The sequence below is a fragment of the Kosakonia sp. MH5 genome, assembly GCF_009935945.1.
GTDB lineage: Bacteria > Pseudomonadota > Gammaproteobacteria > Enterobacterales > Enterobacteriaceae > Kosakonia > Kosakonia radicincitans.
Genome location: NZ_QODH01000001.1, coordinates 1,148,217 through 1,165,237, shown reverse-complemented (window position 1 = coordinate 1,165,237; position 17,021 = coordinate 1,148,217). Strand labels below are relative to the sequence as shown.

The window sequence follows — 17,021 nt, the reverse complement described above, 5'->3', positions numbered from 1 at the left end:
ATTTCGTACTTGCCAGCCTTTTTTTGTATAGCTAATTTAGATTGCTGGTTGGGTGTGTCATCATCAACTGGTGTTGTAAGGGCATGACAGGCCTGATATAACTGCTGCGCGGTCGCGCTGTGAAGGATTCAGGTGCGATATAAATTATAAAGAGAGGAAGAGAAGAGTGAACAAATCTCAGCTGATTGACAAGATTGCCGCAGGTGCTGATATTTCCAAAGCTGCTGCAGGACGTGCGTTAGATGCTTTAATTGCTTCTGTTACTGAATCTTTGAAATCCGGGGACGACGTAGCACTGGTAGGTTTCGGGACTTTCGCGGTTAAAGAACGTGCTGCACGCACTGGCCGTAACCCGCAGACCGGCAAAGAAATCACTATCGCTGCAGCTAAAGTGCCAGGGTTCCGCGCAGGTAAAGCGCTGAAAGACGCAGTAAACTGATTACTTTCCCCGTGTGGGGAGAGTAAGAAAATACAAGGCGCATCGCGAGATGTGCCTTTTTTTATTTGCGAATTCTTACTTTGTACGAGTTTCTGCACGTTGTGGGCTAACAATTGCGCCGGTTTCTTGTCAAAATACGCGCTTACACGCAGCGGGCAACTCTTGCTGCCTGAGATCTAAAGTCACCTACAGCGGAGTGTTGTTACACCATGATGGACAATTTACGCGCGGCGGCGAATCACGTCGTGCTCAAGATCATTCTGGGTTTGATTATCGTGTCATTCATTTTGACTGGCGTGGGTAACTACCTGATTGGCGGTAACAATAATTATGCCGCAGAAGTTAACGGTCAGGAAATTAGCCGTTCGCAGTTTGAAAATGCGGTGACCAGCGAGCGCAATCGTATGGCGCAGCAGTTGGGCGATCAGTTCTCTGAACTGGCTGCCAACGAAAACTATATGAAATCCGTGCGCCAGCAAGTGCTCAATCGCATGATTGATGAAGCGTTGCTGGACCAGTACGCCAAAAAGTTGAACCTCGGCATTAGCGACGAGCAGGTGAAGAAAGCCATTTTTTCCACTCAGGCTTTCCAGGCTAACGGCAAATTCGACAACAACCGCTTTAATGCCATCGTTAATCAGATGGGCATGAGCGCCGATCAGTACGCGCAGGCGCTGCGTAACCAGTTAACCTCCCAGCAGCTCATCAACGCTGTTGCCGGTACTGATTTTATGCTTAAAGGCGAGACCGACGAGCTGGCGGCACTGGTTGCCCAGCAGCGCGTTGTTCGCCAGGCGGTGATCGATGTGAACGCACTGGCGGCGAAGCAGACAGCCAGCGATGACGAAGTTACCAGCTACTACGATCAAAACAAGAGTCGTTTCATCGCGCCGGAGCAGTTCCGCGTAAGCTACATCAAACTTGATGCTACTGCGATGCAGGAAAATGCCACCGATGCAGAGATTCAGGCTTACTACGATCAGCATCAGGATCAGTTCACCCAGCCGCAGCGCAACCGCTACAGCGTCATCCAGACGAAAACAGAAGACGACGCGAAAGCCGTGCTTGATGAGCTGAATAAAGGCGCTGATTTCGCCACCGTCGCGAAAGCGAAATCCACCGACATTATCTCTGCCCGCAACGGCGGCGATATGGGCTGGCTGGAAGAGGGCACCACGCCGGATGAACTGAAAAATGCTGGCCTGAAAGAGAAGGGCCAGCTTTCCGGCGTTATCAAATCTTCTGTGGGTTTCCTGGTTGCGCGTCTTGACGATATCCAGCCTGCGCAGGTGAAACCGCTCAGCGAAGTGCATGATGAACTGGCTGCAAAAGTGAAACAGGAAAAAGCGCTGGACGCCTGGTATGCATTGCAACAGAAAGTGAGCGAAGCGGCGAGCAACGATAACGAATCTCTGGCTGGTGCAGAACAGGCCGCAGGGGCGAAAGCAGTGCAAACGGGATGGTTCAGTCGCGACACTCTGCCGGAAGAACTGAACTTCAAACCGGTGAGCGACGCGATTTTCAATGGTGGTCTGGTGGGGCAGAACGGCGCGCCGGGCAGCAACTCCGATATCATCACCGTTGATGGCGATCGCGCGTTTGTACTACGTATCACCGATCACAAAACGGAAGCCATCAAACCGCTGGCTGAAGTGAAAGCGCAGGTTACCGACATTGTGAAGCACAATAAGGCTGAGCAACAGGCGAAGCTGGATGCTGAAAAACTGGTGACTGAGCTGAAAGCGGGCAAAGGTGACGATGCGCTGAAAGCCGCAGGACTGAGCTTTGGCGCGGCGAAAACTCTGGCGCGTACAAGTCAGGATCCGGTAAGTCAGGCTGCGTTTAATCTGCCGCTGCCGGAAAAAGATAAACCGTCTTTCGGTTCAACGACCGATCAGCAGGGTAACGTTGTGGTTCTGGCGCTGGACGAAGTAAAAGCAGGAACCATGCCGGATGCACAGAAAGAAGCGATGGTTAAAGGCATCACGCAGAACAACGCACAGATCGCTTTTGAAGCGCTGATGAGCAACCTGCGCAAAGAAGCCAAAATCAAACTCGGCACGATCGCTGAACAGCAGTAACGGGTAAAGGCGCGAAGCGTCTCCCAAAAAAAAGCAAAATTTTGCAAATCACAAAGGCCGCTTTCGCGGCCTTTTCCATTTCTGCGTTTTGCCCTTTGCCCATATTCCGGCTTCTGTTTATCGTTACCTCACATTGAAAACAAAGGAGAAAACAGCATGAAACATGGAATCAAAGCCCTGATTATTACTCTGAGCATCGCCTGCTCGTCGCTGAGTTACAGCGCGCTGGCCGCCCCGGTAACCGCAGAGAAAGCGCCGCTCTCGTTGAACAAAAGTGAAAACGCATCCGCAGGAAAAGCAAAAGTACAGGATATGGCAACCAACGCTGATGAGGGGGATGGCACGCGGGTAAGTATTAACAGTGCCAGTGCGGAAGAGCTCGCCCAGGTGATGAGCGGTGTCGGCATCAAGAAAGCCCAGGCGATAGTCAGTTACCGCGATGAGTATGGCCCGTTTAAAACGCTCGACGATCTCAAGCAGGTGCCAGGTATGGGCGGTACGCTGGTGGAACGTAATCTGGCGCACTTGAAACTGTAAGGCGCTTGCGTAGTCGCTAATCTTTGCCAGAATAGAGAGGTCATACCAGTTATGATCTCTCTGTCCCTATAACAATAAACGGTAAAGGTTAAAGCGCTATGCAGACACAAATCAAAGTTCGTGGTTTTCATCTCGATGTTTACCAGCACGTGAATAATGCTCGCTATCTGGAGTTTCTCGAAGAGGCTCGCTGGGACGGGCTTGAGAATAACGACAGCTTTAAATGGATGACGGCCAATAACATTGCTTTCGTGGTGGTGAACATCAATATCAACTATCGCCGTCCGGCGGTGCTCGGTGATTTGCTTACCGTCACCAGCCATGTAAAGCAGATCAACGGTAAAAGCGGCGTTTTAAGCCAGGTCGTCACGCTGGAACCGGAAGGACAGGTAGTCGCTGATGCGCTGGTGACATTTGTCTGCATCGACCTGAAAAGCCAGAAGGCGCTGGCATTAGAAGGGGAACTGCGGGAAAAACTGGAGAAGATGATCCGCGCAGGCGATTAATATTAAAAACGGGCTGGCGAAAACCGTCAAAGACAAATCGCTGCCCGACAAGATTGCAGACCGGATGAGCGTTAGCGCCCATCCGGCACAGATCCCGGAGAGTGTCTTTTATTTCAATCCGGTCTTCTGTTTCATGGCTGCCATTACGCCGCTTTTATCCGCGAGGTAATGTTGCAGGCCGTTGGCGCGCAGGTTGCAGGCTGCACAATGGCCGCAGCCATCGCCTTTAATGCCGTTATAGCAGGTCAGCGTTTCGCTGCGCACCAGATCCAGTTTGCCCCAGTAATCCGCCAGCGCCCAGGTTTCGGCTTTATCGATCCACATCAGCGGGGTTTCAAAGCGGATATCTTTCGCCAGGCCAAGATTGACCGCATGGTTAAGTGCCTTAACAAACTCATCGCGGCAATCCGGGTAACCGGAAAAATCGGTTTCACAAACGCCAGTGATCACGGCTTCTGCCTGCACCTGATATGCATACACCGCCGCCAGCGTCAGAAACAGAATATTACGCCCAGGCACGAAAGTATTTGGAATACCGGTGGCATCAGGCTCGTAGTCCGGCACCGGAATGCTGTCGCGTGTCAGGCTGCTGACCGCCAGTTCATTGAGCAGGGTGACATCCAGCACTTTGTGGGCACGGGCACCCAGCGTTAACGCCAGTTCGCGGGCAACATCGATCTCTGCGCGGTGGCGCTGGCCGTAATCAAAGGTGACGCAATGCACTTCGTCATACTGCTGCAATGCCTGCACCAGGCAAGTTGTGGAGTCTTGTCCGCCACTGAACACGACAACGGCACGTTTCATAATTCTTCCTGACAATCGCGAATAAAACGCTATGGTAGCGCGTGCCGCTGACAGCGACCAGCTTCTTCACCGCGCCGGGGCGGGAAGCCACGCTTCGGCAAAGTCAAACCAGCCGCGCGTATTCAGATGGATCCCTTCCACGCCTGGCGGTGCGCTGATACGGTACTGGTAATTAAACAGCGGTGTGAGTGTGGCATTATCCATCAGGGTATCGAACACATCATGCAGCGCCTGGTAACGCTCCTGCTCATTCGCCTGGCGCTGCACGGCATCCAGCGTTGCCTGCAAATGCGCGAACTGCGGCGCACTAAGCAGGTTGGGCCATAGCGGGTCGCAACGTATCCACTGCTCAAGAGTATATTCCGGTGTTTCGCCAATCAGCCTGTCCCCCATCATCAGATCGGCAGTCGCAAGCTGGGGGCAGCCATCCCAGTTTTTGCCGTCGTGGAAAATAACTGTCAGTTCACAACCGAGCGTGGCGAGATAAAGCCTGAGTTGCTCCGCCATGATGTGTAGTTCCACCGGTAAATGGTAGAGCAGGGTGAGTTTTGCTGGCAGCGGAACCTGTTCGGCTGGCCATTCAGGCATTTGCCAGCCGGGTAAGAGCTCACGGCTGGGAGTGATCAGATTCTCGTCAAGCGGCAACGTCTGCACCAGCGAAGTGTGATGGATAATCTGTACCAGACGGCGTGACTGCGCCGGGCTCAGGCGCGCGCCTGGCCGCTGGGCAAGATAACAAAACCCAAGGCTGATGCCGTTACTGACGGGTTGCAGGTGACGAAGCTCATCCGGCTCGCCAATGGCAATTTGCACCGGATGCCGGCAACTGGTGCCTAAATCCTGCTCAAACAACTGTGGCGTGATCCAGAACTCTACCGCCTTCAGGAATGGGTGCCCAAGATGATAGTGGTCGTGACTCTCCAGCCGGACCAGTTCGCGGCTGTACGTGACCAGGCGAAACGGCCCGGTACCAACCATGGGCTGCTGCGGATGTGCCAGACGGCTGCCGTAACTGGCAAGGCGGTACGGCAGCCAGAAATCCGGGCGGTGCAGTTTGAATGTCAGACACCAGGGATGCGTGATTTCAATGCTCGCGACGCTGGAAAATAACTTTTGCAACGCAGGCAATTGCAGCAGGCGTTGCAGGCTCTCCTGCAACTGCACAGCTGTGACGGTATCGCCGTTATGCCAGTGCAGCGTGGCATGCAAATGGAATCGCCAACACAAGCCGTCTGCGCTCACATCCCAGTGATGCGCCAAATCGCCCTGCGGTTGAATGCTGTGGCTGACAAAGCGGGTCAGGCCGCTGAAGATCTGCCCGACAAGATGCTGTTCCGCGCGTCCGGGAAGAAAACCCGGAACAAGGGGATCAAGCGGGCGATAGTAGGGAATGCGCAGGGTTGGCGTTTCGTTTTGCCACAAGCCGCCGAGAAACGGATTCAGCAATGTGCGCAGATCATCCGGTGCAATTTGCGCCAGCGCCAACGCGTTCTGCTGCTGACCGGTATTGAGAGCCTGTTCGAGCATCTCACTGCGTATCGATTCCGGCGCGATCAGCAACTGCAACTCGCCGCGTTTACCCCGTCCGGATTGCGATTGCCAGCGTAGCCAGCCAGCGTCCTGCATCTGGCGCAGCAGCGTGCGCATATGCCGCTCGCTGCAAAAACAGTGCGCCGCCAGCTCCGTTACGCTGGCGGATTGTGTTTCCCCGGCAGAGATCTGCCACAGGCGTTGGTACTGATTGAGTCGATTGAGGAGTCGCATAAACCCGGAACAATATTTGTCATCTATTCACTATTACTTCCGTATATCTCACGTAATACTGGAACGCAACTGTGAATGAAACATAACCGGAGAAAAGATGATGGCGCGTTTGGCTGCTTTTGACATGGATGGCACCCTGTTAATGCCTGACCACCGCTTAGGCGAGCAAACGGTCAATGCGCTTCAGCGTCTGCGCGAACGGGATATCACCCTGACTTTTGCGACCGGGCGGCACGCGCTGGAGATGCGTAGCCTTATCAGTAGCCTGGCGCTGGATGCTTTTTTAATAACCGGTAACGGAACGCGCATCCATTCGCAGGAAGGCGAGCTACTGTTCCGTCAGGATCTGAACCCGGAAGTGGCGGAGCTTGTTCTGCACAGCACATGGGACACCCGCGCGACTGTACACGTATTCAATGATTCCGGCTGGTTGACGGGTAACGCGCTGCCAGAGTTGCTGCAAGCTCATCTGCTCAGCGGTTTTACCTACCAACTGGCCGATCTCAGGCGCTTACCGGCTCACGAGGTGACCAAAATTTGTTTTGTTGGCGATCATGACGATCTCTGCCGCCTGCGGATTCAACTGAATGAGGCGCTGGGAGCGCGCGCGCACTTGTGTTTTTCTGCCACCGATTGTCTGGAAATCCTGCCGCCAGGCTGTAACAAAGGTTCCGCGCTGGCGGCGCTGAGCCTGTCGCTGGGGCTGACATTGCAGGATTGCATGGCGTTTGGCGACGCGATGAATGACAGAGAGATGCTTGAAAGCGTGGGGCACGGCATGATCATGGGCAACGCCATGCCGCAGTTACGGGAAGCGCTGCCGCATTTACCGGTTATCGGACACTGCCGGAATCAGGCAGTATCACACTTTTTGCTGCACTGGCTGGACACACCTAATCTTCCTTATTCCCCCGAATGAAAAAGATTTTTCCAGCAAGCCGGGTTTTTACCCGGCTTTTTTTATGCCGTCAGACGGGCGATTTCCGCGCGCCAGGGATCGATATCGCCGATGTTTGTCGCCACCCATTGCGGGTTGTAGTAGGTTTCCAGATACCGCTCGCCGCTGTCGCACAGTAGCGTCACGATAGAACCGCTGCGTCCTTCGTCGCGCATCCGCGCGGCAAGCTGTAGCGCACCCCACATATTAGTGCCGGTAGAGGCACCCACTTTGCGACCGATTTGCGTTTCCAGCCACTGCGCCGTTGCCACACTGGCGGCATCGGGAACCCGCAACATCTCATCCACCACGTCGGCAATAAAAGAAGGTTCCACGCGCGGACGGCCAATCCCTTCGATTTTGCTGCCTGTCGTGCTGCGCAGGCTGGCGTCGCGCTGTTGCCAGTAATCAAGAAACACCGAGTTTTCCGGGTCCACCACCATCAACTGCGTGCCGTAGCCCTGGCTGCGAATATAGCGGCCAATCGTCGCAGAGGTGCCGCCGGTGCCTGCGCTCATCACAATGTAATCCGGCACCGGATGCGGCTCATTTTTCATCTGACGGAAGATGCTGTCGGCAATATTGTTGTTGCCGCGCCAGTCGGTTGCACGTTCAGCAAACGTGAACTGATCCATATAATGTCCGTTCAGTTCTTTTGCCAGCCGTTCCGATTCCGCATAGATCTCACAGGCGCTGTCAACAAAATGGCAGCGGCCGCCATAAAACTCGATCTGCTCGATTTTGCGTTTAGCGGTGCAGTAAGGCATAACCGCGATAAAGGGCAGCCCCAGCAACCGCGCGAACCAGGCTTCGGAGACGGCAGTTGAACCGGAGGAGGCCTCAATAATGGTCGTGCCTTCTTTGATCCAGCCGTTACACAAACCATACAGGAACAATGAGCGCGCCAGCCGGTGTTTCAGGCTACCGGTAGGGTGCGTGCTTTCATCTTTCAGGTAGAGATTGATCCCCGGAAAAGCTGGCAGCATCAGGCGAATAAGGTGCGTATCCGCAGAACGCTGTGCATCGGCGTTAATTTCATTGATAGCGTATTTGACCCAACTGCAATTCATGGCGGTTATCCGTTTGTCATTTTGTGCCCAGTCTAGCGAAAGCAAAAGAAAAAAGGGTTGCCATTTAGCCTTTGTATTAGACTATAAAGAGAAAAATTTTCTTCAGGATTGCCTAATGTTAGATAAAATTGACCGCAAGCTGCTCTCCCTGCTGCAACAGGATTGTTCGCTCTCTTTGCAGACGCTGGCAGATGCCGTTAATCTGACCACCACTCCCTGCTGGAAACGTCTGAAGCGGCTGGAAGACGACGGGATTTTGCTCGGTCGTGTTGCCGTGCTGGATGCTGAAAAACTGGGGCTGAATTTGACCGCCTTCGTGCTGATTAAAACCCAGCACCACAGTAGCGACTGGTATTGCCGCTTTGTCAGCGAAGTGACGCAAATGCCGGAAGTGCTCGGTTTCTGGCGTATGGCGGGAGAGTATGATTATCTGCTGCGCGTGCAGGTGGCAGATATGAAACGCTATGACGACTTTTATAAGAAGCTGGTGAACAGCGTGCCGGGGCTATCAGATGTCACTTCTAGCTTCGCCATGGAACAGATAAAATACACCACGGCTTTACCCATAGAATAACGCTCAGGCTAAACCAACAGCCGGAAAATCACCTTCAGGATATAACCGCGTGCGATTATTTGCCCAGTTAGGCTGGTACTTTCGCCGGGAGTGGCAACGCTACCTCGGTGCAGTGGCCTTACTTATCATTATTGCTATTCTGCAACTCATTCCGCCCAAAGTGGTGGGGGTGATTGTCGATGGCGTAACCGAACAGCATTACACCACATCACAGGTGTGGATGTGGATTGGCGTACTGGTCGCGGTCGCGGTCGTCACCTATCTGCTGCGTTATGTCTGGCGCGTCTGGTTGTTCGGCGCTTCTTATCAACTGGCCGTGGAGCTGCGTGAAGATTTCTATCGGCAGTTGAGCCGCCAGCATCCGGAGTTTTACCTGCGTCACCGTACCGGTGATTTAATGGCGCGAGCAACGAACGACGTCGATCGCGTCGTGTTTGCTGCCGGTGAAGGCGTGTTGACGTTAGTGGATTCGCTGGTGATGGGCTGCGTGGTGCTGGTGGTGATGTCGACGCAAATTAGCTGGCAATTAACGCTGCTGTCGCTGCTGCCGATGCCGATTATGGCGCTGGTTATCAAGCGTTACGGCGATCAGTTGCACCAGCGTTTTAAGTTAGCGCAGGCGGCATTCTCCGCGCTTAACGATCGCACGCAGGAGAGCATGACCAGTATCCGCATGATCAAAGCCTTCGGTCTGGAGGATCGCCAGTCGGCGCTGTTTGCGGCGGAAGCCGCCGACACCGGGGCGAAAAATATGCGCGTCGCCCGTGTTGATGCGCGTTTTGATCCAACCATTTACATTGCGATTGGCCTGGCGAATATGCTCGCGATTGGCGGCGGTAGCTGGATGATTGTCCACGGTACGCTGACGCTCGGTCAGCTCACCAGTTTTGCCATGTATCTGGGGCTGATGATTTGGCCGATGCTGGCACTGGCGTGGATGTTTAATATCGTGGAGCGCGGAAGTGCGGCATACAGCCGTATTCGCGACATGCTGGCAGAAGCGCCGGTAGTGAATGACGGCAGTGAGCCGGTGCCGGAAGGACGCGGCAATCTGACTATCGCTATCCGTGAATTTCGCTATCCGCAAACGGAAACTGCCGTACTGAATAATGTTAACGTGCTGCTGACGCCGGGCCAGATGCTGGGCATCTGCGGGCCGACCGGTGCCGGGAAAACCACCTTGCTGGCGTTAATTCAGCGCCATTTTGACGTCGGGCAGGGCGATATTCGTTTCCACAATATTCCCCTTCAGCAATTGAAGCTGGATGCCTGGCGCAGCCGTCTGGCGGTGGTGAATCAGACGCCGTTCCTCTTCTCCGATACGGTGGGTAACAACATTGCGTTAGGCAAACCCGGCGCAACGCAGGAAGAGATTGAACACGTGGCGAAGCTTGCCAGCGTGCATGACGACATTCTGCGTCTGCCGCAGGGTTACGATACGGAAGTGGGCGAGCGCGGTGTGATGCTTTCCGGCGGTCAAAAACAGCGCATTTCGATTGCACGCGCGCTGCTGCTTAATGCCGAGATCCTGATCCTGGATGATGCGCTGTCGGCCGTTGACGGTCGCACCGAACATCAAATTTTGCATAACCTGCGCCAGTGGGGCGAAGGGCGCACAGTCATTATCAGCGCGCATCGCCTGTCGGCGCTGACGGAAGCCAGTGAGATTTTAGTCATGCAGCATGGACATATTGCCCAGCGTGGCCAGCATGAGCAGCTTGCGCGCCAGCCGGGCTGGTATCGCGATATGTATCGCTACCAGCAACTGGAAGCTGCGTTGAATGACGTACCGCAGGAGGCCGCCGATGCGTAATCTCGCACGACAATGGCCGACGCTGAAACGCCTGCTGGTGTATGGCAAACCGTGGCGCAAATCGTTAATCAAAGCGGTGATGATGCTGTGGGTTGCGGCGATTGCGGAAGTCTCCGGTCCGGCGCTGATCAGCTACTTTATCGATAACATGGTGGCGAAAAGCTACCTGCCACTTGCGCTGGTCGCCGGTCTGGCTGCGGTTTATGTCGGCCTGCAACTGCTGGCGGCGCTGCTGCACTACAGTCAGTCGCTGCTGTTTAACCAGGCGGCGGTCGGCGTGGTACAACAACTGCGTACCGATGTGATGGACGCTGCGCTGCGCCAGCCGCTAAGCGAATTTGATACCCAGCCGGTCGGGCAGATTATCTCCCGCGTGACCAACGACACCGAAGTGATCCGCGATCTTTATGTCACAGTGGTCGCGACGGTGCTGCGCAGTGCCGCGTTGATTGGCGCGATGCTGGTCGCCATGTTCAGCCTGGACTGGCGGATGGCGCTGGTGGCGATGGCGATTTTCCCCGCGGTGCTGATTGTCATGCTGATCTATCAGCGTTACAGCACGCCGATTGTGCGCCGGATGCGTGCCTACCTTGCTGATATTAACGATGGCTTTAACGAAATCATTAACGGCATGGGCGTGATTCAGCAGTTCCGCCAGCAGGCGCGTTTTGGTGAACGTATGGGCGATGCCAGCCGTTCCCACTATCTTGCGCGCATGCAAACTCTGCGGCTGGATGGCTTTCTGCTGCGCCCGCTGCTGAGTCTTTTCTCGGCGCTGGTGCTGTGCGGGTTGCTGATGCTGTTTGGCTTTTCCTCCGTGGGTACGGTGGAAGTCGGCGTACTGTACGCGTTTATCAGCTACCTTGGCCGTCTGAATGAACCGTTGATTGAGCTGACGACGCAGCAATCGATGTTGCAGCAGGCAGTTGTCGCGGGCGAACGGGTGTTCGAACTGATGGATCGGCCGCGCCAGTCTTATGGTTACGATGATACGCCGCTGCACAGTGGCGCCATTGATATTGAGAATGTTTCGTTTGCCTACCGCGACGATCAACTGGTGCTGCAGGATATTTCGCTATCGGTTGAGCCGCGCAGCTTTGTCGCCTTAGTGGGGCATACCGGCAGCGGGAAAAGTACGCTCGCCAGCCTGTTGATGGGTTACTACCCGCTCACGCAGGGTGAGATACGCCTCGACGGAAGGCCGCTCTCTGCGCTCAGCCATACAGCGCTACGCAAAGGCGTGGCGATGGTGCAACAGGATCCGGTGGTGCTGGCGGACAGCTTTTTCGCCAACGTGACGCTGGGGCGAGATATCAGCGAAGCACAGGTGTGGCAGGCGCTGGAGACGGTACAACTGGCGGAACTGGCGCGCGGTATGAGTGCGGGCATTCATACCCGGCTCGGTGAGCAGGGGAATAACCTCTCGGTTGGGCAAAAACAGCTGCTGGCGCTGGCGCGCGTGCTGGTCGATACGCCGCAGATCCTGATCCTCGATGAGGCAACGGCAAATATCGACTCCGGTACCGAGCAGGCAATCCAGCATGCGCTGGCTGCGGTGCGTAAGCAGACCACGCTGGTGGTGATCGCTCACCGTTTATCGACCATTGTTGAGGCGGAAACCATCCTTGTATTACATCGCGGGCAGGCGGTGGAACGCGGGACACACCAGCAATTGTTGGCCGCGAAAGGGCGCTACTGGCAGATGTATCAACTGCAACTGGCAGGGGAAGAACTGGCGGCCAGCTCGCGAGAAGAGTCGCTTATCGCCTGATGCACCAAAATTAGGCATGCTACTGACAGGATCCTCTGTTGGTGCAAAAAAGTAACGCGCCATGCACTGTTATGGTGCGTTTTTCTTTTCTGACACCAGGCCGAATCGCGAGCCTGCATTTTCCCCCTTCTGCTTTTCCCGGCCTGTCTGCACTAACAATCTGAAATTCTCCTCGTTTTCATTGTTGGCACACCACTTGCAATATCTGTCATGTGTTAGCTGCGGCCATTATCGAATTTCGACTGGAGGGGGATCTATGAAGCTGGTTACCGTGGTGATTAAACCATTCAAACTCGAAGACGTTCGTGAAGCACTGTCTTCTATTGGTATTCAAGGGCTGACCGTGACTGAAGTTAAAGGTTTCGGGCGTCAGAAAGGTCATGCCGAGCTGTACCGCGGTGCGGAATATAGCGTCAATTTCCTGCCTAAAGTGAAAATTGATGTGGCGATTGCTGATGATCAACTCGATGAAGTTATCGATGTGATCAGCAAAGCGGCCTACACCGGAAAAATTGGCGACGGCAAAATTTTCGTTGCTGAGTTGCAACGCGTCATTCGTATTCGTACCGGCGAAGCCGACGAAGCGGCACTGTAATAGCTGGCCACACAGTGATAGGGATTGGAACAATGAAAAACACAACATTAAAAACAGGTCTTGCTTCACTGGCATTGCTGCCAGGTCTGGCGATGGCGGCTCCCGCTGTAGCAGATAAAGCAGACAACGGCTTTATGATGATTTCTACCGCACTGGTGCTGTTTATGAGCATCCCGGGCATTGCGCTGTTTTACGGCGGCTTGATTCGCGGGAAAAACGTGCTCTCTATGCTGACGCAGGTGGCTGTCACCTTCGCGCTGGTGTGCGTTCTGTGGGTGGTTTACGGCTACTCTCTGGCTTTTGGCGAGGGCAACAGCTTCTTCGGCAGCTTCAACTGGGTAATGTTGAAGAATATTGAACTGACTGCAGTCATGGGCAGCATCTATCAGTATATCCACGTTGCTTTCCAGGGCTCTTTCGCCTGTATTACCGTCGGCCTGATTGTTGGTGCACTGGCTGAACGTATTCGCTTCTCTGCGGTGCTGATTTTCGTGGTGGTATGGCTGACGCTCTCTTATGTGCCAATCGCGCACATGGTATGGGGCGGCGGTCTGCTGGCAGCGCATGGCGCGCTGGACTTCGCTGGCGGTACGGTGGTGCATATCAACGCCGCTGTTGCAGGTCTGGTGGGTGCTTACCTGATTGGTAAACGTGTGGGCTTTGGCAAAGAAGCGTTCAAACCGCATAACCTGCCGATGGTCTTTACCGGCACCGCTATCCTCTATGTCGGTTGGTTCGGCTTCAACGCGGGTTCCGCAAGTGCGGCCAACGAAATCGCCGGGCTGGCTTTCGTAAATACCGTTGTGGCTACTGCTGGTGCAATCCTGGCGTGGGTGTTCGGTGAGTGGGCGCTGCGTGGCAAACCATCTCTGCTGGGTGCATGTTCCGGCGCGATTGCAGGCCTGGTGGGTATTACTCCGGCGTGTGGTTATGTGGGTGTCGGCGGCGCGCTGATTGTGGGCCTGGTTTCAGGTCTGGCAGGCCTGTGGGGCGTTACTGCACTGAAACGTATGCTGCGTGTTGACGATCCGTGTGACGTGTTTGGTGTGCATGGCGTGTGCGGTATCGTCGGCTGTATCCTGACCGGCATCTTTGCCGCAACGTCCCTGGGCGGCGTCGGTTACGCACAAGGCGTGACGATGGGTCAGCAGCTCCTGGTTCAGTTGGAAAGTATCGCACTCACCATCGTGTGGTCCGGCGTCGTGGCCTTCATCGGCTACAAACTGGCTGACATGACTGTGGGCCTGCGTGTACCGGAAGATCAAGAGCGTGAAGGTCTGGATGTTAACAGCCACGGCGAAAACGCCTACAACGCCTGATTGAATTGAGTTATCTCCTGAGCATAAAAAAGCCTCCTTTCGGAGGCTTTTCCTTTTGTAGAGCCTTAGTTGCGATTGCGCATCACCCCTTCCTGCACGGTTGACGCCACCAGCACGCCCTGTTGCGTATAGAACTCACCGCGTACAAAGCCGCGCGCCCCGGAGGCCGACGTACTTTCCACGCTATAAAGCAGCCATTCATTCATATTGAATGGACGATGGAACCACATCGAGTGGTCAATGGTGGCGACTTGCATACCGTGCTCAAGGAAACCCACACCGTGTGGTTGCAGCGCCACCGGCAGGAAGTTGAAGTCTGAGGCGTAGCCCAGCAGGTATTGATGGACGCGAAAGTCTTCCGGCACCGCGCCGTTTGCGCGGATCCATACCTGGCGCGCAGGCTCGGCAACGTGCCCTTTTAGCGGGTTGTGAAATTCTACCGGTCGGATCTCCAGCGGTTTATCGCTGAGGAATTTCTCTTTCACCAGCGGCGGCAACAAATGGGAGAGTGCACGGGCGATATCGGTTTCGGATTTCAGTGAATCCGGCGCGGGCGCGTCCGGCATCGTTTTTTGGTGTTCGTAACCCGTTTCCGGCGCCTGGAACGAGGCGGTCATATAGAAAATCGGTTTCCCGTTCTGGATCGCCGCCACGCGGCGGGCGCTGAAGCTGTTGCCGTCGCGCAGAACTTCCACGTCATAGACAATCGGTTTCTGGCTATCGCCAGGACGCAAAAAGTAGCTGTGGAAGGAGTGCACCAGTCGCTCGGCGGGGACGGTCTCTTTAGCGGCGTACAGCGCCTGGCCGACAACCTGGCCGCCAAAGACCTGGCGTAACCCTAAATCTTCGCTCTGGCCGCGAAACAGGCCTTCTTCGATTTTTTCCAGATTCAATAATGACAGCAGGTTAGAGAGTGCCTGACTCATAAATTTCCTCAAATAAATAGCGGCTGACTGAGCGAATAACCCGATAAGTATAACCTGGAACAATGAGTGGTCCGATGGGTTCAATAATCTGAATAAATGGGGCTTTGCAGGAATATATCGCGCTTATGTGCCAGACTTGTTCTCGTTACGATGGTTTAACCACCCATCCTGGCAGGCAAGCGTTCTGCCGGTGCATTGAAGATAAGGAGAAATCAATGAAACTCGTGCACATGTTAAGTGGTTTGGCAGTTGCTGTTGCGCTCTCTGCCTGCGCTCAAAAAGGCGCTGACATTCCAACACCAGCACCTAATCCCAGCGCGCCAGCGGCAACCAATAAAGCTGCGATTGCGCAACCTAACGTCTCCGGTACGATCTGGATCCGTCAGAAAGTGGCGCTGCCGCCAAATGCGGTATTAACCGTGACAGTTTCTGATGCGTCCCAGGCGGATGCGCCGTCGAAGGTGCTGGCGCAGAAAGCTGTGCGTACCGAAGGTAAACAGGCTCCGTTCAGCTTCGTGCTGCCGTTTAACCCGGCTGATATCCAGCCGAATGCCCGTATCCTGCTGAGTGCGGCCATTACCATCGACGATAAAATTGTCTTTATCACCGATACGGTTAAACCGGTTATCAATCAGGGCGGAACCAAAGCGGATCTGACGCTGGTGCCGGTGCAGCAAACGGCTGTGCCGTTGCAGCAAAACAGTGGCGCCGCCACGACCGTGCCTTCCACGTCACCCACACAAGTGAACCCGTCTGAAGCCACTCCGGCTCCGACACAGTACTGATAACGGCTCCTCTCCTGCGGGGGAGGAGCGTTTTAGTAGATCCAGCGATAACGTTGTAAATCGATTTGCCCGCTACCTGACACCACCACGCCTTCAGCCTGTAATGCCTGGCGTTGACGCTGTAAATCCGGCCCGGTCAAGGAAATGCAGCCATGACGATTTACCACCCGATGCCACGGTAACGTACTCCCTTCCGGTAAGCGTTTCAGTACGCCGCCCACCTGTCGCGCGGCGCGCGGAGAGCCAGCCAGTTTCGCCACGTCACCATAAGTTGTGACGTAACCTTCCGGTATCGCGGCAACGATTTGCCAGACCCGTTGCGGGAAAGAATCCTGTATATCCATGCTGATATCCTGAGGGAAGTCCTTGCAGCATAAACAGCATAAAGCGTGCTGTGAAGGGACAGTTGCGCAATAAACCAGCATCCGCCCCGGCGCGGCTTGCAATTGCCATCCTGGACAGGGATAATGCGCCAGCGCGTTGATTAACAACGCTCTCAATGGGGGCCCTGTTGGTTCTCCCGCAACGCTACTCTGTTCACCAGGTCAGGTCCGGAAGGAAGCAGCCAGGGCAGACGACGTGTGTGCCGGGATGTAGCTGGCAGGGCCCCCACCCATTTCTGCTTTTGAAGTTCGTTCCGTTTATCTCTTTACATCTTCAGCACACCAGCGGTTGCGCAGCCTGTTTGAAACTGCTTATCGTGCTTGTTAAATACCCTTACTTCATTATCCGTAATGCCGATTTTCCCCATGACGTCAATACCAAACAACTGTGCTGAAAAGGCGACCATGCTGCGCATCTGGCAAAAATAAGTGATTCTAATTTATAGATACCTTCTACTGTATTTGTTAGCGGCGATGTGGAATTATTTAACTCTTGTTTTGTGCGGTCTATTAACCACTGAGTAAAATTGGTGACAAGCCCTGGTTAGCGTCTTGTTCTAAGGGTAGTTAGAAATAACCATTAACCAGGGTATTTTTTATATAACACCATTTTTCCCCTTGTGTAACGTATTTATACGATCTTTACCTGACCTCTGTTATTAATTTATATCCTCTATGAAATAGTGCTCCGGGTGAAGTATGTTCAGGTTGCATGCT

General features: G+C 54.4%; 17 protein-coding genes and 1 other RNA gene. 12 read left to right on the top strand and 6 right to left on the bottom strand.

The window, feature by feature from the left end; all coding sequences use genetic code 11:
- Window positions 1-166 precede the first annotated feature (166 nt).
- From hupB to DK872_RS05500, 4 genes are all read left to right on the top strand, one after another.
- Complete coding sequence (gene hupB / locus DK872_RS05515; RefSeq protein ID WP_007373541.1) at window positions 167-439, top strand: nucleoid-associated protein HU-beta; 273 nt, start codon at window positions 167-169, stop codon at window positions 437-439.
- Between the two features lie 209 nt (window positions 440-648).
- Window positions 649-2,520 (top strand): peptidylprolyl isomerase, encoded by a 1,872-nt coding sequence (gene ppiD / locus DK872_RS05510; protein ID WP_035887287.1) that lies wholly within the window; start codon window positions 649-651, stop codon window positions 2,518-2,520.
- A 156-nt stretch (window positions 2,521-2,676) separates the two neighbouring features.
- Window positions 2,677-3,057: a helix-hairpin-helix domain-containing protein gene (locus tag DK872_RS05505; protein WP_007373543.1), complete on the top strand. Its 381-nt coding sequence runs from the start codon at window positions 2,677-2,679 to the stop codon at window positions 3,055-3,057.
- 98 nt (window positions 3,058-3,155) lie between these two features.
- Window positions 3,156-3,563, top strand: a complete 408-nt coding sequence (locus tag DK872_RS05500) for a YbgC/FadM family acyl-CoA thioesterase (RefSeq protein ID WP_007373544.1) — start codon at window positions 3,156-3,158, stop codon at window positions 3,561-3,563.
- A gap of 108 nt (window positions 3,564-3,671) precedes the next feature.
- Here DK872_RS05500 and queC read toward each other — a convergent pair whose 3' ends face one another.
- Window positions 3,672-4,367 carry a 7-cyano-7-deazaguanine synthase QueC gene (queC, locus tag DK872_RS05495; RefSeq protein ID WP_007373545.1) on the bottom strand — a complete coding sequence of 232 codons (696 nt, stop codon included), beginning with the start codon at window positions 4,365-4,367 and terminating at the stop codon, window positions 3,672-3,674.
- Between the two features lie 66 nt (window positions 4,368-4,433).
- Window positions 4,434-6,131 carry an SgrR family transcriptional regulator gene (locus DK872_RS05490; protein WP_071920327.1) on the bottom strand — a complete coding sequence of 566 codons (1,698 nt, stop codon included), beginning with the start codon at window positions 6,129-6,131 and terminating at the stop codon, window positions 4,434-4,436.
- Between the two features lie 100 nt (window positions 6,132-6,231).
- Here DK872_RS05490 and cof point away from each other — a divergent pair, with 100 nt between their 5' ends.
- Window positions 6,232-7,050, top strand: coding sequence for an HMP-PP phosphatase (gene cof / locus DK872_RS05485; RefSeq protein ID WP_161518155.1), 819 nt, complete (start codon window positions 6,232-6,234; stop codon window positions 7,048-7,050).
- 41 nt (window positions 7,051-7,091) lie between these two features.
- Here cof and DK872_RS05480 read toward each other — a convergent pair whose 3' ends face one another.
- Window positions 7,092-8,138, bottom strand: a complete 1,047-nt coding sequence (locus DK872_RS05480) for a PLP-dependent cysteine synthase family protein (RefSeq protein ID WP_035887292.1) — start codon at window positions 8,136-8,138, stop codon at window positions 7,092-7,094.
- Between the two features lie 115 nt (window positions 8,139-8,253).
- Here DK872_RS05480 and DK872_RS05475 point away from each other — a divergent pair, with 115 nt between their 5' ends.
- From DK872_RS05475 to amtB, 5 genes are all read left to right on the top strand, one after another.
- Entirely contained in the window at window positions 8,254-8,712 is a 459-nt protein-coding gene (locus DK872_RS05475) for an Lrp/AsnC family transcriptional regulator (RefSeq protein WP_007373549.1), read from the top strand.
- A 49-nt stretch (window positions 8,713-8,761) separates the two neighbouring features.
- Window positions 8,762-10,525, top strand: coding sequence for a SmdA family multidrug ABC transporter permease/ATP-binding protein (locus DK872_RS05470; protein ID WP_071920328.1), 1,764 nt, complete (start codon window positions 8,762-8,764; stop codon window positions 10,523-10,525).
- Window positions 10,518-12,296 carry a SmdB family multidrug efflux ABC transporter permease/ATP-binding protein gene (locus tag DK872_RS05465; RefSeq protein ID WP_071920329.1) on the top strand — a complete coding sequence of 593 codons (1,779 nt, stop codon included), beginning with the start codon at window positions 10,518-10,520 and terminating at the stop codon, window positions 12,294-12,296. Before DK872_RS05470 ends, DK872_RS05465 begins: the two co-directional genes overlap by 8 nt.
- A gap of 256 nt (window positions 12,297-12,552) precedes the next feature.
- Window positions 12,553-12,891 carry a P-II family nitrogen regulator gene (glnK, locus tag DK872_RS05460; RefSeq protein ID WP_002891893.1) on the top strand — a complete coding sequence of 113 codons (339 nt, stop codon included), beginning with the start codon at window positions 12,553-12,555 and terminating at the stop codon, window positions 12,889-12,891.
- A gap of 32 nt (window positions 12,892-12,923) precedes the next feature.
- Window positions 12,924-14,210: an ammonium transporter AmtB gene (gene amtB / locus DK872_RS05455; protein ID WP_007373552.1), complete on the top strand. Its 1,287-nt coding sequence runs from the start codon at window positions 12,924-12,926 to the stop codon at window positions 14,208-14,210.
- A 65-nt stretch (window positions 14,211-14,275) separates the two neighbouring features.
- On the opposite strand, the gene tesB is transcribed toward amtB, so the two are convergent.
- Entirely contained in the window at window positions 14,276-15,136 is an 861-nt protein-coding gene (tesB, locus tag DK872_RS05450) for an acyl-CoA thioesterase II (RefSeq protein WP_007373553.1), read from the bottom strand.
- Between the two features lie 215 nt (window positions 15,137-15,351).
- Here tesB and DK872_RS05445 point away from each other — a divergent pair, with 215 nt between their 5' ends.
- Window positions 15,352-15,921: a YbaY family lipoprotein gene (locus DK872_RS05445; RefSeq protein WP_007373554.1), complete on the top strand. Its 570-nt coding sequence runs from the start codon at window positions 15,352-15,354 to the stop codon at window positions 15,919-15,921.
- Between the two features lie 32 nt (window positions 15,922-15,953).
- Here the strand turns inward: DK872_RS05445 and DK872_RS05440 are convergent, their stop codons facing one another.
- Window positions 15,954-16,265 carry an MGMT family protein gene (locus DK872_RS05440; protein ID WP_090397438.1) on the bottom strand — a complete coding sequence of 104 codons (312 nt, stop codon included), beginning with the start codon at window positions 16,263-16,265 and terminating at the stop codon, window positions 15,954-15,956.
- Between the two features lie 165 nt (window positions 16,266-16,430).
- On the opposite strand from DK872_RS05440, the gene ffs reads away from it, so the two are divergent.
- Window positions 16,431-16,527: signal recognition particle sRNA small type (gene ffs, locus DK872_RS05435), an RNA gene on the top strand.
- 43 nt (window positions 16,528-16,570) lie between these two features.
- On the opposite strand, the gene DK872_RS05430 is transcribed toward ffs, so the two are convergent.
- Window positions 16,571-16,711, bottom strand: coding sequence for a hypothetical protein (locus tag DK872_RS05430; RefSeq protein WP_154066837.1), 141 nt, complete (start codon window positions 16,709-16,711; stop codon window positions 16,571-16,573).
- Between the last annotated feature and the right edge of the window lie 310 nt (window positions 16,712-17,021).